The organism is Geofilum rhodophaeum (assembly GCF_002210225.1).
In the GTDB taxonomy this organism is placed as follows: Bacteria; Bacteroidota; Bacteroidia; order Bacteroidales; family Marinilabiliaceae; genus Geofilum; species Geofilum rhodophaeum.
The window spans coordinates 1-24,901 of record NZ_MWUJ01000023.1 but is presented as its reverse complement, the minus strand read 5'-3'; the positions used below and the strand labels follow the sequence as shown (position 1 = coordinate 24,901).

The window sequence follows — 24,901 nt, the reverse complement described above, 5'->3', positions numbered from 1 at the left end:
TATCTGTGCATGTGTGCTGCCAGAGCCTGGGTGTTTGGGGCTTACTTTTTGTTCAGCACAGCCTGTTCTGAGGAACCCTTTTCGGTTTCTCAGCTTAGTTTTGATCATTCTATTTTGTCGAAGGATGCCACTTATTTGGTTTTTTTGGGAGATACGCAATGGTATTTTTCTTCAGATAGGGAAAGTAAGTATTACAAAGCCGCATTGGATTGGGTTTGTGAAGCTTGGGAAAAGGGTTTTGATGTTGCTGCTGTACTGAATCCAGGGGATGTAACTAATGACAATACCTTGCAGGAGTGGCGCCGATTTGATAAGGTGATGAAGGAGGCTGGTTTGTCGATGCCTGTTTTGTACAGCACCGGAAATCACGATTACCCAGCCTTGGAGCAACGGTCGAAGATATCGGAACGTGCACTTCCTTTTTTTGATTATTTTATCAGCTACCACGACTCTCTTGTGGTAGCTCGATACGGGACTGGAATTGATAATGTTCTGTTTCGAATACGTATCCAGGGAGAACCATGGTTGGTTCTTTCCCTGGAGTTTGGTCCCCGTAAGGAAGTGCTAAGTTGGGCGTCAGAAATACTGGATGTTTACAACAAGCAATCTGTTGTTTTGCTGACTCACGCTTATTTGTTTGATGAAAAGGATCTTTATAACTCTAATTCGGTTTCGGGATTTCAGGACTGGGCGCCTAAATATACTTTTTCAGATGCCGGAGATGGTTTGGATATTTGGGAGAATGTTGTGAGGCGGGCTCCTCAGGTTAAAATGGTGCTTTGTGGCCACAATCATTTCTCTGCTGTAGTTCTTTCTGAGAACGATTTTGCCATGGAGGTGTTGCAACTGCGCTTTGATCCGTCTAATCAGCCAAACGGGGGGAATGGGTGGTTGCAACTTCTTGAAATAAGTAAGCCTGAGGCAGGCGCAGATAATGGTTCGCTCATTAGAGGTTGGGTATATAACCCCATATTGAATCAGGTGATGGACGATGTTGCGGGTAATTTTGAATTTATAATTAAGTAATATATGCAGGCACTGATTTTGGCTGCCGGAATGGGCCGCCGCCTTGGAGAGCTGACACGTGAGAATACCAAATGTATGGTTAAAGTGCATGGGCGTTCTCTGATTGAACGAATGCTTGACCAACTCGCTTCCTTGTCTGTGGATCGGATTGTGTTGGTCATTGGTTATGAAGGGCAAAAGGTAAGAGACCTGGTGGGTCAAAGTTATAAGGGGATTCCGGTGTGTTATGTTGAGAATGAGGTGTATGCTTCCACCAATAATATTTATTCACTTTATCTGGCCAAGGAATTTTTGCTTGAAGACGACACCATTTTACTGGAGTCTGATTTGATACTGGATGATCAAATACTGGTAGATCTTACAAATAACCCCTATCCGAGTCTTGCTGTGGTTGCCAAATATCAGAGTTGGATGGATGGCACGGTACTTACTTTAGATGATGATTGTAACATTACAGGATTTATTCCCAAGAGAGATTTTGATGTTACACGAATTGAAAGCTACTACAAAACGGTTAATATCTACAAGTTCAGTAAGAGCTTCAGTACGTCACATTATGTGCCGTTTTTACAGGCTTATACAAATGCTTTGGGTAATAACGAATATTATGAACAGGTGTTAAGGGTCATTACGCTTTTGGAGCGGCCTGAAATTAAAGCGATTAAAACAACGGATAAATGGTATGAAATCGACGATATTCCCGACTTGAATAATGCAGAAGTACTCTTTGCCCCCGATGATGAGAAGTATGGTTTGGTACAAGGTCGTTATGGTGGGTATTGGAGGTATCCCGACATGCTTGATTATTGTTACCTGGTTAATCCTTTCTTTCCTAATGAACGTTTGAAGGCAGAGTTAAGAGCCAATTTTGATGTCCTACTGTCCTCTTACCCTTCGGGACAGAATGTGAATAACAGTCTTGCCGGGAATGTTTTTCGGGTGGATAAGGATATGATTTTAACCGGTAATGGGGCCGCAGAGTTGATCAAGGGCTTAATGACTGTTCTAGAAGGGACAACAGCGGTCGTCCTTCCTACTTTTGAGGAGTATCCCAATGCAGGTCAGTCGTCCCAAATTCGATTTTATACGTCTTCTGCCGAGGGTTTTACTTATGGCTTGCAGGACTTAAAGGACTGGGCAGCTGAGCATGACCAGCTTTTGCTGATTAATCCGGATAATCCTTCCGGCAACTATATCAAAAGACAGGAAGTTCTCGAGTTGGCTTCGTATTTGCTAAAGTCTGGGAAACGCTTAATTCTCGACGAGTCTTTTGTTGATTTCTCTGATGAAGGTCCGGATGCCAGCCTTATTAATGGGGAGGTGCTTAACCTTTACCCGAATTTACTGGTGGTAAAAAGCATTTCGAAATCATACGGAGTTCCAGGTCTTCGTTTGGGTGTTTTGGCGAGCGCTGATGCAACCCTCCTGAATGATGTGCGTAAGCACCTGTCGATTTGGAATATTAACTCCTTCGGTGAGTTTTTTATGCAAATCATCGATAAGTACAAGGAGGATTATGTCGAGGCTTGTGGTCAGTTTCGGAATGAAAGGCAGCGTTTCTTGTCGGATTTACAGAAGATTCCGTATTTGCAGGTGTTTCCTTCGCAGGCCAACTATTTTCTTTGTAGGGTGCTTGCTCCGCATAAAGCCGGCGAACTTGCAGCTCGTTTATTGATAGAGGATGGTGTTTTGGTGAAGGATTGCCGAAACAAGGCCGGCTTTGATGGGGCACAATTTCTCCGCCTGGCTATTCGCGACAAAAGGGATAATAACAAACTGATTAAGGCATTAATGACAAAGTAGTATGTATTATTTGTCACATGAGCAGATTGAAAATATGGGGGTGGCTCCGGCTACTTGTGTTTCATGGGTGGAAACAGCACTTAGGGTGAAAGAGCAAAGTCTTTTGCCTCCAAAAGTAAGCATATCCCTTGATCACAATGTTTTTTACAATACAATGCCTTGTTACCTGGCCGGACCATCCAGGTTTGGCGTTAAGATAGTGTCTCGTTTCCCTTTGCGTTCTCCGGCTTTATTGAGTCAGATGTTGCTTTATGATGGGGACAATGGCCAACCGTTGGTCCTTGCCGATGGAGATTGGATTACGGCTATGCGAACCGGTGCTTCCGCAGCGCTGTCCATCGGTTTGCTCGAGCATGCTGAGGCCTCGGTGTATGGCTTTGTTGGCTTGGGAAACACTGCGAGAGCCACGCTTCTATGCCTGCTTGAGCAAAGACCGAAAAAGCACTTTACAGTGCGCCTTTTGAAGTACAAGGATCACGTTGAAGGCTTTATTCAGCGTTTTGCAGCCTACAATAATCTTTGTTTTGAAGTTGTGGAGAGCTATGAGGCGCTGATCAGCGGTGCAGACGTTGTTGTATCTTCTGTTACAGCAGCTGATGGGACCCTGGGCGAGGATGCCTGGTTTAAGAAGGGGGTGTTGGTTGTGCCCATTCATACCCGCGGGTTTCAAAACTGCGATTTGTTTTTCGACAGAGTGTATTGTGATGATGTTGACCATATAAGGGGATTTAAATTTTTTGACCGGTTTAAAATTCTTCATGAAATGGCGGATGTAATTAAGCAGCCTGAATTGGGGCGGGCGTCTGAGGAGGACCGGATTCTGGTTTATAACATTGGGATTGCCTTATTGGATGTGTATTTTTTGAATGAACTTTATAAACTGGCCGATTTGAGAGTTTTGCCAAAGGTGGATTTGGGTTTGGTAAAGAAAAAATTCTGGGTTTAAGCTGCTGTGTTTTGAGGAAGGTTCGCGAACATAAGGGAATGGTGAATAATGCATTTTCACTGATGGCATTGCAAGGGATGAATTATTTGCTCCCCTTGCTGACTATTCCTTATCTTTTTCGGGTTTTGGGGGCAGAGCGCTATGGGTTGGTGGCTTTTGGGTACGCCTTTACTCAGTATTTTATTATTCTAACCGATTTTGGATTCAATTTATCGTCGGTGAAGTTTGTGTCGGAAAACCGTGGCGATTATGAAGTGGTGAACCGACACGTGAACAGCGTTATATTGGCTCGACTTGGCCTGAGTTTTTTTTGCCTTCTGGTTCTGCTTATATTAACGCTCAGTATTCCCCGGTTTTCAGAGGAGCGTATCTTTTTTCTGGGTTATATGGGCATGGTTGTGGGTAATGCCCTCTTCCCGCTTTGGTATTTTCAAGGGATGGAGAAAATGCAATTTATTACTGTGATTAATGTGGTTGCTAAAGGTTTAAGCATCCTGCCCTTTTTCTTCTTTGTGCGTAGCGCAAGTGATTATATTCAAATCCCTTTTTATTACAGTGGGGGGTATATGGTGGCTGGTTTGTTTAGTATGTACTTGGTTTTTTGGAAAATGGGTCAGCGATTTTTTTGGCCTGGGTGGACCTCCATCTGGGAAGTACTGGTGGGCAGTTCCGGGTATTTTTTATCCAGGGCTTCCCTCTCTCTGTTTACTACCAGTAATGCATTTATTTTGGGTCTGGGATTAGGCAATGTGGCTGTTGGTTATTACACCATTGCAGAAAAGATTTATCAGGCTTATAATGCGCTTATATCACCCGTTAACGGTGTTTTGTTTCCGTATATGGCTAAGAATAAGGATGTTGCATTCTTCAAGAGAATCATAAAGTGGGTGGTAGGTGGCAACTTTCTTTTGGTGCTGGCATCCTTGTTGCTCTCTTCCATTATTTTGAAATTTCTTTTTAATACGGATAATTTGGAGAGCCTACAGGCATTGAGAGTCTTATTGTTGACTTGTTTGATTACCATACCCTCCATTTTAATGGGCTATCCGTTTTTGGCAGCGATGGGGCATCCTCGCTTCACCAATTTTACCGTTATGGTTTCTGCTGTTTTCCATGTTTGTGGTTTGACGCTTTTGTGGGTGACTGGGTGGGTGTCTGTTGTTTCTGTTTCAGTGATGGTGCTGCTTACGGAACTGTTGCTGTTTGTTAATCGCTGGCTTGGCATTAGGAAATATGGATTGTTAAGAAAGGAGGGGACGGATGCTTGATTTGGAGGAGCTGATTGAGGATAATCGTGGATTGGGAACCACTCCTTTGCGCCAGGCACAACTGGTAATGTTGCGTCTCCTTAGAATTACTGATGCTATCTGTAAACGACACGGTTTGAGGTATTGGTTGTGTTCGGGTACGCTTTTGGGTGCCGTCAGGCATGGTGGCTTTATCCCTTGGGACGATGATATTGATATTGGTATGCCGAGGGAGGACTATGAGCGATTTGTGCAAATTGCTGAAAGAGAGCTGCCAGATTCCGTTGTTATGCAGTTGCGAGATCAAGAAACCTATCTGCGTTTTAATGTAAATCCTTGCAAGATAAGGGACAGGTTTAGTCGGATAGTAGAGCCCGGTGAGCCTGAGCTTAATCCTGAGAAAGGACTTTTTCTTGATGTTTTTCCTTTTGACTCATACAGCAGAAGGGGTAGCCTGAGGTTTTTCTATGAGCGAATGATCAAGCATTTTTTCATCGTTATGGGGAAGTTTAAAGACTCCATGGCCTATCGTGATCTTTCAATGACACGCAGTTTGCTTTCCAAATTTCATCGCTTGTGGCTTATTATGTTCAGGCTTTCGTTGGGCTGGACACTTGTAGAGGTCAAGAGGAGTCGGAAATATTGTGAGCAACGCCCCTTTGTTGGATTTGGCTTTGATGTTCCTTTTAAAGCCTGTTATCCCGATGAGGTTGTTTTTCCTTTGAAGGATATCGAATTTGAAGGTTATCGCTTTATGTGCCCAAATAATATTCACGTGTTTCTGAGTACCTCTTTTGGGCGAAATTACATGACTCCTCCACCGGTCTGTAAGCGTAAAGTACATGCTCTGGAAATTGTTCCTGATCTAAGAGACGGCGCAGCTGTTTTTCAACAAAAAACAATTTCGTAATGGATAGGCTGAGCAAAAAAGACAGGGAAGTGAACTATTTTTTTCTGGTGTTTTTGTTAACACTAACCTTCGGGGTCTTCTTCAATGAGTTCATTGGCCTTGGAGTTGTTGACGAGTTTTTTCAAATGGTCTTTTTGGTGCTTTTCCTGATTTACTCATTTTGGAAGGGTGAGTTCTATTTGGGTAAGATGGGCTGGGTTGCTCTTTTTTCTTTTGTGTTTTATTCTGTGTACAGCTTTTATATCGGATCCAACACGCCAAGAACCATACTGCTCGATGTAGTACTTCAGGCCAAACCATTCATTGCTTTTTTTGTGGTCTATTACAGCAAGCAACACTTTTCCGATACGGAAAAGTATGTTTTGCGTTTGGTGGTTTTGGGTTTGTATTTTATTGCCTTGTTTGTTTTGGTTGGGGCAATGGCTGGCACCGGTTTTAATTGGTTTTTTGGACACGAGAGCAAGTTTGCGACTGCCGTTGCTTTATTGGCGATGATTTATCTGTTTACTGGTCCTTTTACCTGGAAGAATCGTTGGCTATTTCTGATAATGCTTTCTGCAGGGCTCTTTTCGATGAAGGGTAAGTTTTTTGGTTTTTACGCTTTTGCTGTTTTGTTTACTTTGTTGTACAGCCATAAGTTTAAGCTAAAAATTTCAATAAAGAATTTGATTTTAGGCGTGGTGACCCTGGGACTTGTGGTTTTTGCTGCCCGGGAGAAGGTTGTGTTCTATGCCCAGGGGTTTTTCCTTAATCCGGAGGATACGGAGACTACTGTGCATTACCTTGCACGTCCATTACTCTATCTTACCAGCGGGGAGATTCTTATGGATTATTTTCCTTTTGGAAGTGGTTTTGCGTCCTTTGCAACGCATGCCTCACAAGTTGACTATTCATCGACTTATGCCGAGTATGGTCTGGATAAGGTGTGGGGTTTAAGTGAAGATTATTCTTCTTTTGTTGCAGATACTCACTTTCCTTCGTTGGCGCAGTTTGGGTGGGTTGGACTTATTTTAACTATGCTGTTTTGGTATGTTTTGATAACAAAGGCAAATAAGTGCAAAAGAAAGGCGAAAAGATCGTCGGCATATTTTTCGATTGTGCTTATTTTTGTCTTCCTGATGATAGAGTGTGTTGCGGATGCCGCCTTTACTAATAACAGAGGTTTGCTGTCGATGCTCTTGTTGGGGTATTTGTTTAACGAGCTGGAAGCGGAGGCTTCTGAAAAGTCTTCGACCGAACCTAAAGTATGACACAGATGCGTGTATTAATATCTGCACCGGACCTTTCGCCGGAGAAAAATGTTAGTGGGATATCTTCAGTGGTGGCTACGATAATAGATGGATTATCTGATAGGGTTCAATTTTTTCATTTAAAGGCAGGGAGATCTGATAAGGACTTTTTGGGACTGGCAGGCTATTTTTATTTATTGTTTAGCTTGTTGGCCTTCCCGTTTAAGGTGTTTTTTAATGGGGTGAATCTCTTTCATCAGAATGTGCCGCTTAATTTTAAAGGGGTCATTCGTGAGTACTTGTTCAGCACATTGGCGTCTGCCTGCCGCCTTCCTGTACTGGTTCATTTGCATGGAGGCGACTATATTTGCAAGCCCCCTTCGTCGCCTATTCTTTTATATATGGTTCGGAGCTTGTTAAGGAGGGCAAGGAAAGTGGTTGTCTTGAATGCTTATGAGGTGAGTCAAATTAAACGGTTGTATGATGCCGATTGTGTAGTCTTGAAGAATGCAGTGAATGATCGTTTCTTTTCTTTGAAATCGGTGTCCTTCACTCCTGGGAAGGTGAGTTTTATATTTTTAGGTAGGATTGAATCGGCAAAGGGATTGAATGAAATGGTTGAAGCTTTTAAGATGCTCAGGAATGAAGGGAGCCCTTTTCGCTTTGTTTTGTGTGGTGCAGGTCCAGAAGAAGATTTTTTTGTAAGGAGATTTACGGAGGTATTGGGCGATGACTTTGAATTTATGGGAGTGGTGAGTGGTGAGCATAAGCGCTCATTGATTCAGCAAGCCGATTTTTTCTTATTGCCTTCCTATGCAGAGGGTCTGCCCATATCCTTATTGGAGGCGATGAGCTGTGGTGTTGTTCCAATAGTGTCGGACGATGAATCATTGCTTCATGTTATTAAAAATGAATCGAATGGTTTTGTTGTTCAGAAGAGATCGGCTGTTGATCTTGCAAAGACATTAGGTCGGCTTATGGTTATCGAGCAGAACGATTACAGAATGATCTCTTTGGCTTGTCGCAAGGCGGTAGAGGAGCATTATTCAATGGCAAAGTACAATAACAGCTTGTTGTCCTTCTATGAGGAAATAGTTTAGATGTAAATACAAGAGCATTTTTTGTTTCAGTTGTGAAGAAGTGTTATATTGTGTTGATTTTTGCAGGATGAGATTAAATAGGAATTGAAATGGGGATTTTTTTTAATACCGAGATTGAGTTTGATAAGCAGGTCGTTGAGGAGCTTATTGAAGATGCTATTGCGAATGGCAATACTGGATATGTTTGTGCTGTTGAAAGTAATAACCTCACCTATGCCAATACCCACCCAGAGTTTATGGAAGTCGTGAATTCATCTCTTGTGAATACTTGCGATGGTTCCGTGCTGGCGGCTATGCTTTCCAGAATTTACAGGACTTCGTTATCTTCCTATGTGGGGGCTGATTTGTTTATGAATTTTTTGAACAAAAGAAAATATCAACATTTTTTTTTGGGTAATACGGAGCCTGTTCTACTAGGCTTGAAGCGAAACGTTTCCCATATTGATTCCCAGTTGGTTGAGGCTCCTTTTGTGACTCTGCCTTTTAAATCGGTTCATGAATTTGATTACCCAAGTATTGCTGCCCAGATTAACAGCTGTAATCCCGACATTATTTGGGTCTCTCTGGGTGCACCCAAACAGGAGTATTTTATGAATCAACTTAAGCCTTTCTTGAAGAGGGGGGTTATGTTTGGGGTGGGAGCTGTGTTCAATTTTTATAGTGGGGTTGGGCCTGTTAAGCGTGCGCCCCTGTTTATGCGGAAGCTAAAGTTAGAGTGGTTGTACCGGGCTTTTGAGGAGCCACATAAAAACATTCCTCGATATTGGCGCTTTATTAAGATCCTTCCAGGACTGTTGGTGGCAGAGAGTCGAAAAGCCAGAGCACTTCGGTCGCAGATATCCGGAGAGTTTGTGCAGGATGCCTGACTGTTTTTAAAATAGGAAAACACACAAAAAAAGCGCTCTGAATAATCAGAGCGCTTTTTTTGGAGGTCGGTGGCGGATTCGAACCGCCGTACACGGTTTTGCAGACCGTTGCCTAGCCACTCGGCCAACCGACCGATTTGAGTGTGCAAAAATAGAAAAAGTTTTGATGTCAAGCAAGTGCTGGCGCTTTTATGTGCCTGCTTTTTTGCTGCGCTCGAGGGTGAGACTGACGCTCTGCATTTGACCACCCATGGGGGGATGCATTTTGGAGACGCGGACTTTGGCCCAGAGCAGACTGGGGAAGTCTTTAAAGAGGCGGTCGATGATGCGGCCACCAACGTGTTCGAGGAGGTGAGAGGTCTGCATCATTTCTTCTTCTACGGCACGGTAGACTTCAACGTAGTTGAGGGCGTCCTGAATGCGGTCGCTCTGCCGGGGCAGGGCGATATCGGTCTGCAGCGACAGGTTGACGCGAAAGGGGTTGCCGACGACTTGTTCTTCTTTAAAACAGCCGTGGTAGGCGTAAAAGACCATCTCATCGAGGTCGATGGTGGCTATTGGTTGGACTTCCATTCTTACTGGTTTTAAAGTGCGAAGATAAGAAAAGCCGGTGAAAACCGGCTTTTCTTATTCCTACCGTTGTTGCGGTTTATTCTACGATGGTCATTTCGTCGATGAGGTGGCTGGCGCCGGCGTACTTGTCGATGATGAAGAGTACGTAGCGGATGTCCACGTTGATGCATTTCTGCAATTCGGGTTCAAAGGCGATGTCGCCGCTCATGGCTTCCCAGTTGCCGTCGAAGGCGAGACCGATGAGCTGGCCTTTGCCGTTGATGACGGGACTGCCGCTGTTGCCACCGGTGATGTCGTTGTTGGTGGTGAAGTTGACCCAGAGACTGCCGTCTTTGTCGCCGTACCTTCCGTAGTCGGTAGTGGCGTGGAGTTCTTTGAGGCGCTCGGGCACAAAGAACTCAAAATTGTCGGGGTCTTCTTTCTCCATTACGCCCTGAAGGGTGGTGTAGTGCTTGTAGCGGACGGCGTCGCGGGGCTCGTAGTCGCCCACGGTTCCGTAACTCAGACGCATGGTAAAGTTGGCGTCGGGGTAAAACACTTTATCGGGCTGCATTTCCATGAGTCCCGCAATAAACAAGCGAGAGGCGTTATCGATTTGCTGCTGGGCTTCGCGATTCATCCCCAGGAGCTTGTTGTATTGCTTGCGGACGGAGCGTCCGGCCTGGTAGGCGGGATCCTTGCGCAGTTTTTTGAGACTGGGCTTAGCCAGGAAGGCTTCGAAGGCGGCCTGGCTGGTGAAGAGGGATTTTTCAAACAGTTTTTCAGCATACTTTTGGTAGTCGCCCTGGTATTTCTTGTTTACTTCTGTGTAAAAGTCGGGCCAAAACCGATTTTCGATGTCTTGGGCGTAGCGGGCCAGCATGGCGGCGAGGACCTTCTGGTCGGTGGGGGCGCTGTAGTCTTTAAAGAAGACTTCGCCGGCGCTGCGCAGCTCGCTGACGGCCGAGTCGATGGCGGTCTGATGACCGGCTTCGAGGGCGTTTTCGAGGATTTTGGCGCCGCCGGCAAAGCGGTAGATTTCTGTGCCGTTGACCAGGGTTTCACGCAGGTAGTTGCTGGCTTTGTATTGGGGCGCACGCGAGGTGTAGGCTTCCTTAACGGTGGCCAGTACTTTCCCGTAGCGTTCCTGGTTGGCGGCACTGCTTTCTGCCCACTCGGCAAAGCGTGCTTCGAGTTCCCGTTTTTGGCTGAGTACATCGAGGGCTTCGAGGCCGCGGTTCATGCCGATGCTGTTCTTCCAATAGTTGGAGCTGCGTGAGAATTTGGTGGCGTACTGCAGGCGCACCTTGTCGCTGGCAGCCATGTCTTCGGCCCAGATGTCCTGCTTTTCGCCGCGTACGGTGATGAGGGTCTGGTTGAAGATGTTCATGCGTTCCTGAATGCCCCAGGAGGGCAGGTAGCGCTGGGTGCTTCCGGGGAAGCCCAGGGTCATGGCAAAATCGTCCATTTCTACACCCTGCAGCGATACAGGCAGGTGATGCAGGGGCTGGTAGGGAATGTTGTCGGGCGAGTAATCGGCCGGTTTGCCGTCGTGACCGGCATACACGCGGAAGATGGAAAAGTCGCCGGTGTGGCGGGGCCACATCCAGTTGTCGGTGTCGTAGCCGAATTTACCGATGCTGCTGGGGGGCGCACCCACAAAGCGCACGTCGGTAAACTCTTCGTAGCTTATGAGGAAGTATTGGTTGCCGGCAAAGTAGTCGCGCACCAGGTGCTCGTAGTCGTTGCCTTCTGCGGCTGCCTTGGTGATGCTGTCGATGTTGGCGCGAATGGCTTTTTGACGGGTTTCGTGGTCCATGTCCTCGGCGACTCCTTCGAGTACGCGGTTGGTGACGTCTTCCATGTGGCGCATAAAGGTGACTTTAAGGCCGGGGGCGGGCAATTCCTCTTCTTTGGATGCGGCCCAAAAACCGTTGTCGAGGTAGTTGTTTTCGAGGGTGCTGAGTTCCTGAATCTGACCGTAACCGCAGTGGTGGTTGGTCAGCAACAGGCCCTGGTCGGATATCATCTCGCCGGTGCAGCCGCCGCCAAATATTACGATGGCGTCTTTGAGGCTCGACTGATTGATGCTGAAGAGCTCTTCGGCGCTGAGTTCGAGGCCCATTTCGTTCATGGTCTCGATGTTGAGTTGCTGGAGCAGGGGCAACAGCCACATGCCTTCGTCGGCCTTCGCTTTGCTCAGGTTAATAAGGAGCAAAAGGAGGCTCAGAGAGAGTAGTTTTTTCATCCGTAAGTTTTTTCAATTTTTCCGCCGACAAAGATAGCGATTATTTGCGGTTTTAAAGGGGCAGCTGCAGCTGTCCGGGAAACACTAAAGCCGCCCCCCTTGACTGGGGAGCGGCTTTTGCTGTTTTCCTGGTGAATTGCTTTTATTTTTTGATGGTCACCTTAAAGACATCCTTGCCGGCATTTTGTATGCTGTCCTGAAGGAAGGTGGGACTGTAAGTTCCTGCAGGCAGGTCGCTCAGTGTATAGCTGTTACAAGCTCTGGCGACGTCTACGTATTTGGTGACTGCGGTGTTGATTGCAGAGGCGGCCATATTGGCCAGGGCACCAACCAGTCCGGAACCTCCAAGATTCATTGAGGTGTCGTAGGTCACTTGTCCTCTTCGTTTAAACAGGACTTCGTTGGTATGGATGGATTTGATGATGTATTCGACATCGACAGTTACGGTGGCTCCTATGCTTGATTTATCCCATTTGTGTATGAGGGTGAACAGCGCCATGTCTGCACCAAATACTTCTCCAAATTTGGCCAATGGAGCATCCAGGAACAATTCGGCATCGTAGGCGCTTTCGCGCTTGAGGATGTCCATGGACAAAAAGGGTGGAATGACATAATAGCCCGCATTGGCTATGGGGACATTCAGTGTGGTGTGAAAATACTCCTTGGCTTCAACGTTGGTGCTTCGGTTGATGGGAGGCATAATCAGCAACGAGACGGGTTTTTCGGTGTAAAGCCCATTGTAGGCCTGAAGTTTGGAAACGGGTTCGGTAACGGTACAGGCGGTGGTAAGAACCAGTGCTGTGAGCGTTAGTAGTATGGTATTTTTTAGCATGGTTTGGGTTTTGCGATTATTCAATGAGTTTTAGAATGCGATCAACAAAGACTTTTGATTCGGGATACAGCTCAATTTCTTTTTCCAACATGGCTTTCCCTTCTGCCACTCTGTCGAGTTGTAAAAGTAAAAATCCGTAGTCGGCACAGATGCCGGGAGGTGTTGTTTCTCTTGAGCCTTCCTGATTCTCTATCACCTCCTGGTAAGCAAGCAAGAGGGCTTGTATCGATTCTTCGTTGGCTTTGTGCAGATAATTGTAGCTGTCTTGTTCGTAGGATCCCCAGGTGTAAAGGGGCAGTACTTGTGGTGCACAAGATCCCAGGGCCGCGAGTAAAAGCAGCACCATTGTGGTTTTTAATAATTTCATTTGGGTTTTCTTTATGGTTGAATTATTGCAGAAGTTTAAGGTAAGGTGATTTGTTTGGTTTCTTGTGCACCGACGAATATGTTCTTACGGTATATTGTTTCGTTGTTTACGCTGATGGTCACCAAATTGCTGCCGGTGGGAATTGCATACACGGTTCCTTTGGGACGTTTGGCATTTGGTGCGTTGACCTCAGCTGGAAATTCCATATTGTCGTTGATTTTAACAACGACCCCGTTGGGGAAGCTTTGCGGATTTCCCAGTATTTCAAGGTAGGCCTGATTTTCTAATCCGCTGCTGACGCTTTTTACGCCGGTGCAGCCAGCCAAAATCAAGAGGCTGGATAGCAAAAGTAGGTAGAGCGCTTTCATGGGCTTATTTTATTTCTTTGATGTAGTAATTGTTGAGTTGGTCAGGGTCTATGGAACCCTGGCTGAATTCGACCATAGAAAATTCACTTTCGGGACTGTCTCCGCCGCAAAAGGTGATGCGAACCTTGCCTACGGTTTTGCCCGGGAGTTCCATCATCATTCCGGTTTGGGGGTTTTTGACTTCTTTCCCTTTTTCTACTACGTCAAAGGTGTCGCCAATTTGGATGTTCTGACTTGTGCCACCTGAAATAAAGATGCCGTTTTCGTCGTGTGACAGAAAGTAGGATTTCCAGGGGCGATTCATACAATTGTTAATGATGTTTTCGGTGAGTTGACTGATGGCTGCAGAGATGGCTTTGTCGCTGAGTGTGGCGTCGTAATCGGTGCGTTCGCCCAGTCCCATCACTGTGGTGTTGCTGGTTTCTGCCTGACCCTTTGCTTCTTCTGAGTAGATGATTTGTCCGGTAGAGACGTCTACCAGCCGGATGCTTACTCCGGCTTGTACGGTTTGTGTTTTACTTCTGGAGAAGGCGTTGACGTCGCCTACATTTTTGCGGCCAAATTCGGTTACTGAGCCCAGGATCAGATAATCCGCTCCAACTTGCTGGTAGTTGTTGTTGCCGGCGAGTTCAATTTCTTCAAGGATTTTGTCCATCCCGTCTCTTTCAAGGAGAATGAATTTTTGCGAGGCGGCCAGCTTGGTAGATAGGATGTCCATGGCCTGTTTGCTGATGGGATCGTTTTCTTTGTCGTAAAATATGCCTTTGGCATATTGGGTTTCATTGGAAAAGCGGGCAATGGCTACTTTTCGTTTTAAGGAGAGTTCCTGTGGAGCTTCTGGTTGAACCTGGGATTGAACCTGAACAACTTTTTGTTGCGTGGTGCAGGCAGCCAGCAGAAGACAAAGTGCTGGTACAAAGACAATCTTTCGCATTTTTGGATTGAGTTTAGTGAATAAACGAAGGTAGTAAATAATATCACTGGCGAAACAGCGATGTGACGATTGCTTGAAAAAAAATGACGAATGGTCTAACCTGCATTATTCATAAATTATCTATTACGATGCCCAACTACCTGCTAAATACGGACGTCCTCAATAAAATAGATTTGAAAATAATCTATTATTCCCTGCGTCCATTTTCTTTGCGGTTGTCCATATTTATTGGTATTTGAGCATCTCATAACGACAAATTATGAATAAAGCAGGCTAAAGGGGCAGCTGCAGCTGGCCATCTGTAAGCCGGAAGCTGCGTCGGTGCAGGGGGGTGGCGCCGTGCTGCTCGATGGCGGCACGGTGCGCTTTGGTGGGGTAGCCTTTGTTCTGGTTCCAGCCGTAATGGGGGTATTGCCGGTGGGCCTCTTCCATCCACTGGTCGCGATGGGTTTTGGCCAGGACCGAGGCGGCGGCTATGCTGAGGTAGGTGGCGTCGCCTTTTACGATGCAGTGGTGGGGCAGGTTTTTATAGCTTTTGAAGCGGTTGCCGTCTATGAGTAAGAGCTCGGGTTGGGGGCGCAGTTGCTCCAGGGCCAGGTGCATGGCTTTGATGGCGGCATTGAGGATGTTGATCTGGTCGATTTCGGGATTGTGTACGAGGGCTACTGCCCAGCTGAGGGCCTCGCTTTCGATGACGCTGCGCAGCTGATCGCGCTGTTTGTGGGTCAGTTGCTTACTGTCGTTGAGCAGGGGGTGGCGAAAGTCGCGCGGCAGCACGACTGCCGCGGCACTGACGGGTCCGGCCAGGCAACCGCGACCGGCTTCGTCGCAGCCGGCTTCGAGGAGCTCTTGCTGGTAGCAGCTTTGAAGCGGGGTGCGAGGTGCCATGCCTATTTTTCGCGGTAAATGACTTCGAGTACGGTCTGACCCACAGCCTTTAAGGTGCCTTTGTCGATGTTGTCCATGGTGTCGTTGTGGGTGTGCCAGTAGTGGCCAAAGCTGGTGGCGCTGGCGGGCTCGTACTGGATGATGTTGACACTGGGAATTTGGCGGTGTTGGTAAACGTAGACGTGGTCGTCGACAATCATACCGCCCTTGTTGTAATTGAATTGGTTGCCGTAGCCCAGCTCGCCGGCGATGCCCCAAATGTGATCGACCAGGCGTGGGGCCATTTGCAGACTGTATTGTTCCCGGTAAAACTGGGCGTTGGGGGCGCCCACCATGTCGAGCAGGATGCCGAAGCGGGCGTAGTAGTCGCGCTTGTGGGGGGTTTTGCCCCAGTACTGACTGCCCAGGGCCCAGGTGTCGGGTTGGTAGGGCAGGTCTAGGTGGTCGGGCTGACCGTAATCTTCGGCGTCGAAAAAGATGATGTCGATGCCGGGATGGGTCGGGTGCTGACCCAGCTGACGGGCTATTTCGAGCAGTACGCCTACGCCACTGGCGCCGTCGTTGGCGCCGTCGATGGCCTCATTGCGCCGGGCCGGATCGGGATCGTAGTCGGCAAAGGGGCGACTGTCCCAATGCGCATACAACATAATTCGGTTACTTTTTTCTGGCTGAAACTGCCCGACAATGTTGCGGATTTGCAGGCGGGTGTTGTCGAAGGCGCGGACTTCCGCTTCCTGCACGATGACTTCGGCACCGAAGTCGCGCAACTTAGCGGCCAGATAGTCGGCACAGGCCAGGTGGGCGGGGGTGTTGGGCACTCGGGGACCAAAGGCCACCTGTTGGGCCACATAGTGGTAGGCCGAGTCGGCCACGAAGTCGGGCGTCTGCAGGTCGACTTTGGTGGCAGCGGCTGTCTGTTTGGCAGCACTGCCGGTACTGTTGCTGGCTGTCCCGGAGGCACTTTGTCCGCTTCCGCCGCCGCAGGCGCCCAGCAGAAATATGGGGAGACTAAAGGCGAACAGGCTGTTTTTTATGGATGGTTTCATTTGGAGACCGATTGGTTTTTGGTGGTTTTCGTTTTGGAAGGGTCCTTTTGTGATTGCTGTACGACTTACTTTAACTCCCAGCTGGCACCGTCTTTGCTGTCTTTTACAGTGATGCCCAGGGCTTTGAGCTCGTCGCGGATTTTGTCGGCGGTGCCCCAGTCCTTTTGTTCCTTGGCTTGCTGACGCAGACTCAGGAGGAGCTGCATAACGCCTTCGAGGGTTTCCGAACCCTTGGCTCCTTCGGCCTGGGCGGGGGTGAGTCCGAGTACCTCAAACACCAGGGTGTGCATCAGTTGGCGCAGGCTTGTTAGTTCCTCTTCGCTGAAGCTGCCTTTGCCGGCAGCTGCGGCGTTGATGAGCTTGACGGCTTCGAAGAGTTGGGCGATGAGAATGGGGGTGTTGAGGTCGTCGTTGAGGGCTTCGTAGCATTTGTTGCGGAAGGCTTCGAGGTCGAAGCCGGAGGGGGCTCCGGCTTGCAGCTTGTCGAGCTGGGCAAGGCCTTCCATCAAACGCTGCAGACCCTTGCCGGCGGCTTGCAGGGCTTCGTTGGAGAAGTCCACCGTGCTGCGGTAGTGGGCCTGTAAAATGAAGAAGCGGATGGTCATGGGACTGTAGGCTTGCTCCAGCAACTTGTGCTTGCCGCTGAAGAAATCTTCGAGGGTGATGAAGTTGCCGAGCGATTTGCCCATTTTTTGTCCGTTGATGGTGATCATGTTGTTGTGCATCCAGTAACGGGCGGGACCGTGGCCGTGGGCCACGGTGCTTTGCGCAATTTCGCACTCGTGGTGCGGAAAGAGCAGGTCCATGCCGCCGCCGTGGATGTCGAAGCTTTCGCCCAGGTAGCGGGCGCTCATGGCGGTGCACTCGAGGTGCCAGCCGGGGAAGCCGTCGCTGAAGCGACTGGGCCAGCGCATGATGTGGGAGGGACTGGCTTTTTTCCAGAGGGCGAAGTCGTAGCTGTTTTTCTTTTCGCTTTGACCGTCGAGTTGACGGGTGGTGCTCAGCAGGTCTTCGAGTACGCGGCCGGAGAGGATGCCGTAGCGGTGCTCGCGGTTGTAGCGCTCTACGTCGAAGTACACGGAGCCGTTGCTTTCGTAGGCGTAGCCTTCTTCCAGTATTTTGTCGACCAGGGCCAGCTGCTCAATGATGTGGCCCGAGGCGCGGGGTTCGATGGAGGGCGATTTTACGTTGAGGGCTTCCATGTATTTGTGGTAGCGCTCCGTGTAGTACTGCACCACTTCCATGGGCTCGAGCGATTCCAGACGTGCTTTTTGGGCAATTTTGTCTTCGCCCTCGTCGGCGTCGTTTTCGAGGTGGCCTACGTCGGTGATGTTGCGCACGTAGCGCACTTTGTAGCCGAGGTGACTCAGGTAACGAAAAAGTACGTCGAAGGTGATGGCGGGACGGGCATGGCCCAGGTGGGGATCGCCGTAAACGGTGGGACCGCAGACGTAGAGGCCGACGTGGGGGGGCTTTTGGGGGGCAAATATTTCTTTTTCGCGACTGAGCGTGTTGAAGATTTTCAGGCTGGCTTGCATGATGGACTTTCTTTTATTTAGACCTGCTAAATTACAAAAAAGGTGGGAATGCTGCCAATGGACTGGTTTTTTACAAAAAAGTTGTATACTTTTTTGTTTGCACTGCGTAGGAGTGTAAGATGCGTGTTGTGTAAGGAATTATTATTTTGTAAACCAAAAGTGTAATGCAAAGCAAGGAAGGGGCCGGAATGGGGGAGGAGCGTCCATCTGCTTCGGGATATTCCGAGGTGGGTTACCGCAGTTTTTTTATGCATTCTCAGTTGGGCCTTTTCCGTACGCAGCTCAGTGATGGTTTGGTGCTCGATGGCAATGAGGCTTTTGCGCGGATGTGCGGGGTGGCCGATCGGGCGGCTTTATTGGCGGCTCCTTTTTATCTGACGGAGCGTTACGAGCATTTGTCGGTGCGGGAGCGTTTTGTAACGCTGCTGCAAAGGTATGGAAAGGTGGAGGGCTTTGAAGGGCGCTTTCGTCGCCTGGATGCCTCTCTGGTGTGGGTGCGGATTTCGGCGCGCCTCAATCCGGAGATGGGTTGGATAGAAGGGGTTGCGGAGGATGTAACGGAAAGGCGTTTGTTTGAGGAACACCTCGATAGGCAGACGCTTTTTCATCGTTTGGTGGCGGATGTTTCTTATGATTTTATTGGCTCCCATGCCGAAAATATTGACGAGAAGATCGACAGCATGTTGGAGCGGACCGGCCGTTTGATGGGGGTGGATAGGGCTTATGTGTTTTTGGCCGACCTGGAACGGGGTACCATTACCAATACGCATGAGTGGTGTGCGCCGGGAATCAGTGCCGAAAAGGAGGCGGTGCAGGATTTGCCGCTGACGGAGCTGCCCTGGTGGTGGGGCCAATTGTCGAAGGAGCAGGTGGTGCAGGTGAGGTCTTTGGACGATGTTCCTGCCGATGGCGTTCGTGAGCGTGAACTTTTTGTCCGCCAGCACATTCAGTCGCTGCTTTCGGTGCCTTTGAGTATGCGGGGCAGGGTAAGCGGCATTCTGGGTTTTGATGCGGTTAAAACGCAGATGGACTGGAAGGGGAGCGATGTTTATTTGTTGAGTGTGCTGTCGAACTCGCTGGCCGACACCTTGTTGAAAATAGAGGTGGAACGGGCTTTGCGTCGCGCCCGCGATCAGGCCCAGGAAGCGAGTCGCACCAAAAGCGAGTTTTTGGCCAATATGAGTCACGAAATACGTACGCCGCTGACGGCCATTCTGGGTTTCTCGGAGTTGCTGGAGGCGACGCCCTTGAGTGCCACCCAGCGCCGGTATTTGAATAATGTGCATACTTCGGGCCATGCTCTGCTGGGGGTGGTGAACGACATCCTGGATTTTTCGAAAATTGAGGCGGGGCGACTCGAACTGGAGGAGCAGGCCTTTGATTTGCGTGCCGTGGTGGAGGAAACCCTGGCTATGCTGAGTCTCCAGGCGCAGCAGAAGGGCTTGTTGCTTGAGGCGGACTTGCCGGTTCAGTTGCCTGCTTTGGTGTTGGGGGATGCCCTGCGCTTGAAACAAGTGCTGTTGAATTTGTTGTCGAATGCCCTGAAGTTTACCCACGAGGGCTCGGTGCGCTTGCGGGTGGCGACCGGGGAACCTGGCGGGGGACAGGTGGGACTACATTTTAGGGTGGAGGACACGGGGATTGGCATTCGGGAGGAGGAGCGGGTGCGTTTGTTTCGTGCCTTTTCGCAGGCCGATACGAGCACCACACGCAAGTACGGGGGCACGGGACTGGGCCTGATCATTTCGAACCGCATCGTGGAAAGGATGGGGGGACATATAGATTTTGTAAGTCGCCCCGGTGAGGGGACTGTTTTTTATTTTTCGGTGGTGCTGAAGGTGCCGGATGAATCGGTACCTGAGGTGCATAAGCGGCCTGCCCAACACTTGCAAAAGAAACATTTTGGTCGCCCCTTTATTGTGGTGGCGGAGGACCAGGACTTGAATGTGGAATTGCTGCGCCTGATGTTGAGGGGCCCCATTCCGGAGGTGCGTGTTAAGGTGGTGGGTAACGGTCGCGATTTGCTGAGTCTGTTGGAAAAGGAGCAGCCCGCTCTGGCGCTGGTGGATGTGCAGATGCCGGTTATGGGAGGCATGGAGGCGGTGCGCCTTTGGCGGACGGCGGAAGTGGGTTCGGGCCACCATCTTCCGATGGTGGCTTTGTCGGCCGGAACCCTGGAGGAGGAGCAGGCGGCTTGTCTGCAGGCGGGCATGGACGATTTTCTGGCTAAGCCGGTCGACCGGAAGCGTCTTCAGGAGGTGTTGGATCGCTTTATTCCCGGTTTTGAGGAGGTGGACGAAGCGATGAGTTTTCATCAGGGTAAGCCGGTGCATCTCGATTTGAACGATTTGCTGGAACGCCTGGGGGGTAACCAGGAGGGCATGGAGAAGGTCCTGCATTCGGCGTCCTTTCAAATGCAGACGTTTATTCAGCGTTTGCGGGAGTTGGTGCGTGAGGACAAAGAGGAGGACTTGCGGGTGTTGGCGCATGCCGTTAAGGGTCTGGCCTGGAATGTGGGCATGCAGGAGCTGGGCGATTTGGCGCAGCGCTTGGAGCTGGCGGCGGGTGGACCCGCAGAGGGCTTGACTGCTTTGCTGACGCAGGTAGAGGCAGAGTGGCTGGAGATTCGCTACATTCTTGATGCCTGGGAGTGAGGCTTAAGGTTGGGCCGGTTGCTCCTTGGGTAAATCGCTGCCGGAACGGATGCGGATGAGTTTGCCGTTCTCGTAAATACGCACCTGGCGCAGTTGCCGTTGGTCGTCGTAGATGTATTCTTCTCCGTCTTGCAGTATCCCATCTCTAAAGTAGCCTTTCTGATACAGGCGGCCATCCATCTTGCGGGTGGTATGCTGACCGGTGCCGTGGAAGGGGGAAAGGACGCGCTCGCCGTTGGCTTCCCCGGCCTCGGGCCGGGTAAGCTGCAGGTCGGTGGTGCTTTCAAAACTCCCCTCGCTGTAATTACGGATTTGTTGCAAGGTGCCGGTGCTGTCGTACACCTCCACATGGCCGTCTATTTGTCCCCCCGCCCATTTGCCCTTGTATTTGAGGGTGCCGTCGGGGTAATAATAACGCTGCTCGCCCTGGCGCTTGCCGTACTGGTTGTAGGTGAATTCGTAGGCCGGCTTGCCGCTGGGGTGGTACAATTTGTAGGCGCCCACCCAATAGGCTTCCTTCCAGTTGCCTTCTTCCCACAAGTGGCCGTCCTCAAAAAAGAAGCGGGCGGGACCGTTGGCAATGCCTTGTTGGTAGGTGATTTCGTGTTGGAGACTGCCCTCCGGGTAATAGCTTTTCCAGAGTCCTTCCTTGCGGTCGTTTTCGTAGCGGCCTTCTTCTACCAGTTGTCCCTCTTCGTTACGCAGCTGCCAGTAGCCTGTCTTTTCGCCTGTGGGCAGCACCTGGTTGAGGGTGTCGCTTTGGGCCAAAAGTGGCTGTCCGATAGTCAGTAAGAACAGACTCAGCAGCAGGTGCGGTACTATGGAAGCGGAACGGTACATACGAAAAAAGATGTAAGCTTACCTCTGCTTTAACCCGAAAGCAGGCGCTAAGGTTACATCTTTTTGATGACTTTTAGTGCGCTTTTTGCTGACCGCTGCCGCGCCGCTACTTATTGCTCCTGGCCCAGGAGTCTTTCAGTCCCACCGTTTTATTGAACACCAGGGCGTCGGGTCGACTGTCTTTGTCGGCCGAGAAGTAGCCCAGACGCTGAAACTGGAAGTGGTCGAGCGGCTTTACCCCGGCCAAAAAGGGTTCGAGCTTGCAGCCCTTGAGGGTGCTGAGCGATTCGGGATTCAGGAAGTCCTTAAAATCCTTGTCCTTATGCGCATCGGGCGCCTCGTCCATAAACAGGCGGTCGTACAAGCGGATTTCGGCATCTACTGCGTGGGCTGCCGATACCCAGTGCAGGGTGCCTTTTACCTTAATGCCCGAGGTGTCTGCCCCGCTGCGGGAATCGGGGTAGTAGCTGCAATGAATTTCGCTGACGCGACCGTCGGCATCTTTTTTATAATCCTCACACTTAATGATGTAGGCGCTTTTTAGGCGGACTTCGCGACCGGGGCCCAGGCGGAAATACTTCTTGGGAGGTTCTTCCATGAAGTCGTCGCGCTCGATGTAAATCTCGCGACTGAAGGGCAGCTCACGGGTACCCATCGTTTCGTCCTCGGGGTTATTCACGGTTTCCATCATCTCCACCTGTCCCTCGGGATAGTTGGTAATGACGACTTTCACGGGGTCGAGTACGGCGTTAACGCGCATGGCCCGCTTGTTGAGGTCCTCGCGCACACAGTACTCCAGCAGGGCAAGGTCGATCACATTGTCGCGCCGCGCCACACCCACGCGGTCGGCAAACATGCGAATGCTTTCGGGGGTGTAGCCCCTGCGCCGCAGTCCCGAAATGGTGGGCATACGGGGGTCGTCCCAGCCCGAAACAATGCCCTTCTGTACCAGCTCGAGCAGCTTGCGCTTGCTCATTACGGTGTAGTTGAGGTTGAGACGGGCAAATTCGATCTGTCGGGGCCGTACTGCAGGGGCGTCTTCGCCATCCAGAATCTGGTCGAGGAACCAGTTGTAAAGGGGGCGGTGCACCTCAAATTCGAGGGTGCAAATCGAATGGGTGATGCCTTCTATAAAGTCGCTCTGACCGTGCGTAAAATCGTACATGGGATAAATGCACCACTGGTCGCCGGTCCGGTGATGGTGGCGGTGGATGATGCGGTACATGATGGGATCGCGCATGTGCATGTTGGGCGAGGCCATGTCGATTTTGGCCCGCAGTATTTTTTCACCGTCCTTAAACTCCCCTTTGCGCATGCGCTCAAAAAGGTCGAGGTTCTCTTCCACCGAGCGGTTGCGGAAGGGACTGTCCTGACCGGGGGTGGTGGGTGTACCCTTTTGGGCGGCTATTTGCTCGGCGTTGAGTTCGCAGACGTAGGCCTTGCCTTTTTTGATGAGCAATACGGCCCACTGGTAGAGTTGCTCAAAGTAGTCGGAGGCGTACCTGGGTTCCCCTTCCCACTCAAAGCCCAGCCAGCGGATGTCTTCCTGAATGGAGTCGACGTACTCGACCTCCTCCTTGGTGGGATTGGTGTCGTCGAAACGCAGGTTACAGGCGGCCTTGTAATGTTTGGCAATGCCAAAGTTGAGACAGATGGACTTGGCGTGACCAATGTGCAGGTAGCCGTTGGGCTCGGGTGGAAAACGGGTGAGTATCTTACCGCCGTTCTTACCCTGGGCCAGATCCTTGTCTATTTCCTGGTAAATAAAATTTGTCTTGACTTCTTCCACGGAAGGTTTTGCTGCTTCGTTGCTCATGTTCTGCTCAAAAAAGTGTAATGTCGGCCCCGGTCCTTTAAAAACCCCAGGTACAAGATGCAAAAGTAAAAGTTTTTAGGGGCTTTCTGCTTTTTTGGTCCAAAAATGTGAGGGAGTCGTCCCCCTTGTTGTATTTTTGAGGCCACTTGTTGAGCATTTGAAAAGTAAAAGCTTATGTGTCTGGTTTATAATTTGGGTATTTTATTGTATGGCTGGGTGTTGCGACTGGCAGCACCTTTTAATCACCGTGCCGCCTTGCTGCTGCAGGGGCGACGCAGGGTGTGGGGCGATTTGGCCGCTTTTTGGGGGGACGACAAGGTGGCCTGGGTGCACTGTGCTTCGCTGGGGGAGTTTGAGCAGGGGCGGCCGCTGATAGAGGCGCTGCGCAAGCAGCGGCCCGACCATAAGGTGGTGCTGACTTTCTTCTCTCCTTCGGGTTACGAGGTGCGCAAGAATTATGAGCTGGCCGATTTGGTGCTCTATCTGCCGGCCGACACGGCTGCGAATGCGCGTCGTTTTATAGATAAGGTGCGGCCTTCTGAGGTTTATTTCATTAAGTACGAATACTGGTTCCACTATTTTAAGGCTTTGAAGCGGCGCAATATTCCGCTTTATCTGGTCTCGGCCATTTTCAGGGAGGAGCAGATCTTCTTCAGATGGTATGGGGGCTGGTTCCGGAAGTTGCTGCCGCTGGTTACCCGTTTTTTTGTGCAGGACGAGCGCTCGGCCAGCCTACTGCGCAGCATTGGGGTGGCGCACTGCGAGGTGGCGGGCGATACGCGCTTCGACCGGGTAAAGGCTTTGGTGGAGCAGGCGCGTGAGGTGCCGGTGATTGCCGACTTTGCAAAGGGTCAGCGCGTCCTGGTGGCCGGCAGTACCTGGCCGCCCGATGAGGCGATTTTGGCCAAGTGGTTGGAGCAGGCGCCATCGGATGTGAAAATAATAGTGGCGCCGCATGAGGTGCACGAGGCGCATGTGCAGGAGCTGGTTGCGCGCTTTAAAGGGGGCGCAGCCCGTTTCTCGCAACTGAAGGGCGCGGTATCGGCGGAGGCACGTGTACTGGTGATCGACACCATTGGCTTGCTGTCGTCGCTCTACCGCTACGGCAGTGTGGCCTACATTGGGGGCGGCTTTGGCAAGGGGATTCACAACACGCTGGAGGCCGCTACTTACGGGATGCCCGTGATTTTTGGTCCCCACCACAAGAAATTTAAGGAGGCGATGGATTTGCTGGAGGAGGGCGCTGCCTTTGCCATTGCGGGGCAGGCGGATTTTGAGCAGGTGATGGCAGGTTTGTGGGACGGTGATGCTGCCCGGCTGGCTGCAGCTGGCGCTGCGGCCAGTGCCTATGTCGGCAGAATGACGGGGGCTACGGAGCGTGTGCTGGGGGTTTCGGCTGGCACACAGGCCACCCAGGACTGAAGTCCTGGGCGACGTCTTTATCTCTGGCTGACGCACAAGGCCACCCAGGACTGAAGTCCTGGGCTATGATTAGGGCAGAAGTGGAGCGCCCGGTGGGCGCGGGTAGGTAAGCGGACTGAAGTCCGCGGGCTTGGGGCACCTGTGCCCCGAGCCTGTGGGGCGTCAAAGAAGGAAATCTCTATGACCAGTTGATGCGATGAGGCACGGGTGCCTCATCGCTGCGGACTTCAGTCCGCTTTTTTATCCGTGCCCCTGACGGGGGCACACCG

Annotated in this window: 21 protein-coding genes and 1 tRNA gene; 10 read left to right on the top strand and 12 right to left on the bottom strand. The window is 50.4% G+C overall.

Features of this window, described 5'->3' with window-relative positions; translation table 11 throughout:
* Nucleotides 1-9: 9 nt before the first annotated feature.
* From B4W65_RS15005 to B4W65_RS14970, 8 genes are all read left to right on the top strand, one after another.
* Nucleotides 10-1,026 carry a metallophosphoesterase gene (locus B4W65_RS15005; protein WP_088655989.1) on the top strand — a complete coding sequence of 339 codons (1,017 nt, stop codon included), beginning with the start codon at nt 10-12 and terminating at the stop codon, nt 1,024-1,026.
* A gap of 3 nt (nt 1,027-1,029) precedes the next feature.
* Nucleotides 1,030-2,829 carry an aminotransferase class I/II-fold pyridoxal phosphate-dependent enzyme gene (locus tag B4W65_RS15000; RefSeq protein WP_088655988.1) on the top strand — a complete coding sequence of 600 codons (1,800 nt, stop codon included), beginning with the start codon at nt 1,030-1,032 and terminating at the stop codon, nt 2,827-2,829.
* Between the two features lies 1 nt (nt 2,830).
* Nucleotides 2,831-3,775 (top strand): ornithine cyclodeaminase, encoded by a 945-nt coding sequence (locus tag B4W65_RS14995; protein ID WP_088655987.1) that lies wholly within the window; start codon nt 2,831-2,833, stop codon nt 3,773-3,775.
* A gap of 11 nt (nt 3,776-3,786) precedes the next feature.
* Nucleotides 3,787-5,043 carry an oligosaccharide flippase family protein gene (locus B4W65_RS14990; RefSeq protein ID WP_205741297.1) on the top strand — a complete coding sequence of 419 codons (1,257 nt, stop codon included), beginning with the start codon at nt 3,787-3,789 and terminating at the stop codon, nt 5,041-5,043.
* On the top strand, nt 5,036-5,932 hold the full coding sequence (locus B4W65_RS14985) for a LicD family protein (RefSeq protein WP_088655986.1): 897 nt from the start codon (nt 5,036-5,038) through the stop codon (nt 5,930-5,932). Before B4W65_RS14990 ends, B4W65_RS14985 begins: the two co-directional genes overlap by 8 nt.
* Nucleotides 5,932-7,182 (top strand): hypothetical protein, encoded by a 1,251-nt coding sequence (locus B4W65_RS14980; RefSeq protein ID WP_088655985.1) that lies wholly within the window; start codon nt 5,932-5,934, stop codon nt 7,180-7,182. Before B4W65_RS14985 ends, B4W65_RS14980 begins: the two co-directional genes overlap by 1 nt.
* Before the next feature lie 5 nt (nt 7,183-7,187).
* On the top strand, nt 7,188-8,261 hold the full coding sequence (locus B4W65_RS14975) for a glycosyltransferase family 4 protein (RefSeq protein WP_158522864.1): 1,074 nt from the start codon (nt 7,188-7,190) through the stop codon (nt 8,259-8,261).
* 89 nt (nt 8,262-8,350) lie between these two features.
* Entirely contained in the window at nt 8,351-9,127 is a 777-nt protein-coding gene (locus tag B4W65_RS14970) for a WecB/TagA/CpsF family glycosyltransferase (protein WP_205741296.1), read from the top strand.
* Between the two features lie 60 nt (nt 9,128-9,187).
* Here B4W65_RS14970 and B4W65_RS14965 read toward each other — a convergent pair.
* The 10 genes from B4W65_RS14965 to cysS form a co-directional block, all read right to left on the bottom strand.
* Nucleotides 9,188-9,261: transfer RNA gene (locus B4W65_RS14965), tRNA-Cys, on the bottom strand.
* A 55-nt stretch (nt 9,262-9,316) separates the two neighbouring features.
* On the bottom strand, nt 9,317-9,700 hold the full coding sequence (gene folB / locus B4W65_RS14960) for a dihydroneopterin aldolase (protein WP_088655982.1): 384 nt from the start codon (nt 9,698-9,700) through the stop codon (nt 9,317-9,319).
* Between the two features lie 76 nt (nt 9,701-9,776).
* Nucleotides 9,777-11,927: a S46 family peptidase gene (locus tag B4W65_RS14955; protein ID WP_088655981.1), complete on the bottom strand. Its 2,151-nt coding sequence runs from the start codon at nt 11,925-11,927 to the stop codon at nt 9,777-9,779.
* A 142-nt stretch (nt 11,928-12,069) separates the two neighbouring features.
* Nucleotides 12,070-12,759, bottom strand: coding sequence for a GNA1162 family protein (locus tag B4W65_RS14950; protein WP_146697806.1), 690 nt, complete (start codon nt 12,757-12,759; stop codon nt 12,070-12,072).
* A 16-nt stretch (nt 12,760-12,775) separates the two neighbouring features.
* Nucleotides 12,776-13,126, bottom strand: coding sequence for a DUF4810 domain-containing protein (locus B4W65_RS14945; protein WP_088655979.1), 351 nt, complete (start codon nt 13,124-13,126; stop codon nt 12,776-12,778).
* A 35-nt stretch (nt 13,127-13,161) separates the two neighbouring features.
* Nucleotides 13,162-13,494: a trafficking protein particle complex subunit gene (locus B4W65_RS14940; RefSeq protein ID WP_088655978.1), complete on the bottom strand. Its 333-nt coding sequence runs from the start codon at nt 13,492-13,494 to the stop codon at nt 13,162-13,164.
* Nucleotides 13,495-13,498: 4 nt separating this feature from the next.
* Nucleotides 13,499-14,428, bottom strand: coding sequence for a CsgG/HfaB family protein (locus B4W65_RS14935; RefSeq protein WP_088655977.1), 930 nt, complete (start codon nt 14,426-14,428; stop codon nt 13,499-13,501).
* 273 nt (nt 14,429-14,701) lie between these two features.
* Nucleotides 14,702-15,316 (bottom strand): ribonuclease HII, encoded by a 615-nt coding sequence (locus tag B4W65_RS14930; RefSeq protein ID WP_088655976.1) that lies wholly within the window; start codon nt 15,314-15,316, stop codon nt 14,702-14,704.
* 2 nt (nt 15,317-15,318) lie between these two features.
* Entirely contained in the window at nt 15,319-16,362 is a 1,044-nt protein-coding gene (locus B4W65_RS14925; protein ID WP_088655975.1) for a M28 family peptidase, read from the bottom strand.
* Between the two features lie 65 nt (nt 16,363-16,427).
* Nucleotides 16,428-17,900 (bottom strand): cysteine--tRNA ligase, encoded by a 1,473-nt coding sequence (gene cysS, locus B4W65_RS14920; protein WP_088655974.1) that lies wholly within the window; start codon nt 17,898-17,900, stop codon nt 16,428-16,430.
* Between the two features lie 164 nt (nt 17,901-18,064).
* On the opposite strand from cysS, the gene B4W65_RS14915 reads away from it, so the two are divergent.
* Entirely contained in the window at nt 18,065-20,554 is a 2,490-nt protein-coding gene (locus B4W65_RS14915; RefSeq protein WP_088655973.1) for a hybrid sensor histidine kinase/response regulator, read from the top strand.
* A gap of 3 nt (nt 20,555-20,557) precedes the next feature.
* Here B4W65_RS14915 and B4W65_RS14910 read toward each other — a convergent pair whose 3' ends face one another.
* Together B4W65_RS14910 and B4W65_RS14905 are read right to left on the bottom strand one after the other, a co-directional pair.
* Complete coding sequence (locus B4W65_RS14910) at nt 20,558-21,394, bottom strand: toxin-antitoxin system YwqK family antitoxin (RefSeq protein WP_088655972.1); 837 nt, start codon at nt 21,392-21,394, stop codon at nt 20,558-20,560.
* Between the two features lie 106 nt (nt 21,395-21,500).
* Complete coding sequence (locus B4W65_RS14905) at nt 21,501-23,210, bottom strand: glutamine--tRNA ligase/YqeY domain fusion protein (RefSeq protein WP_088655971.1); 1,710 nt, start codon at nt 23,208-23,210, stop codon at nt 21,501-21,503.
* A gap of 174 nt (nt 23,211-23,384) precedes the next feature.
* Between B4W65_RS14905 and B4W65_RS14900 the strand changes: the two genes are divergently transcribed.
* On the top strand, nt 23,385-24,632 hold the full coding sequence (locus tag B4W65_RS14900) for a 3-deoxy-D-manno-octulosonic acid transferase (RefSeq protein ID WP_088655970.1): 1,248 nt from the start codon (nt 23,385-23,387) through the stop codon (nt 24,630-24,632).
* The last annotated feature ends 269 nt before the right edge of the window (nt 24,633-24,901 follow it).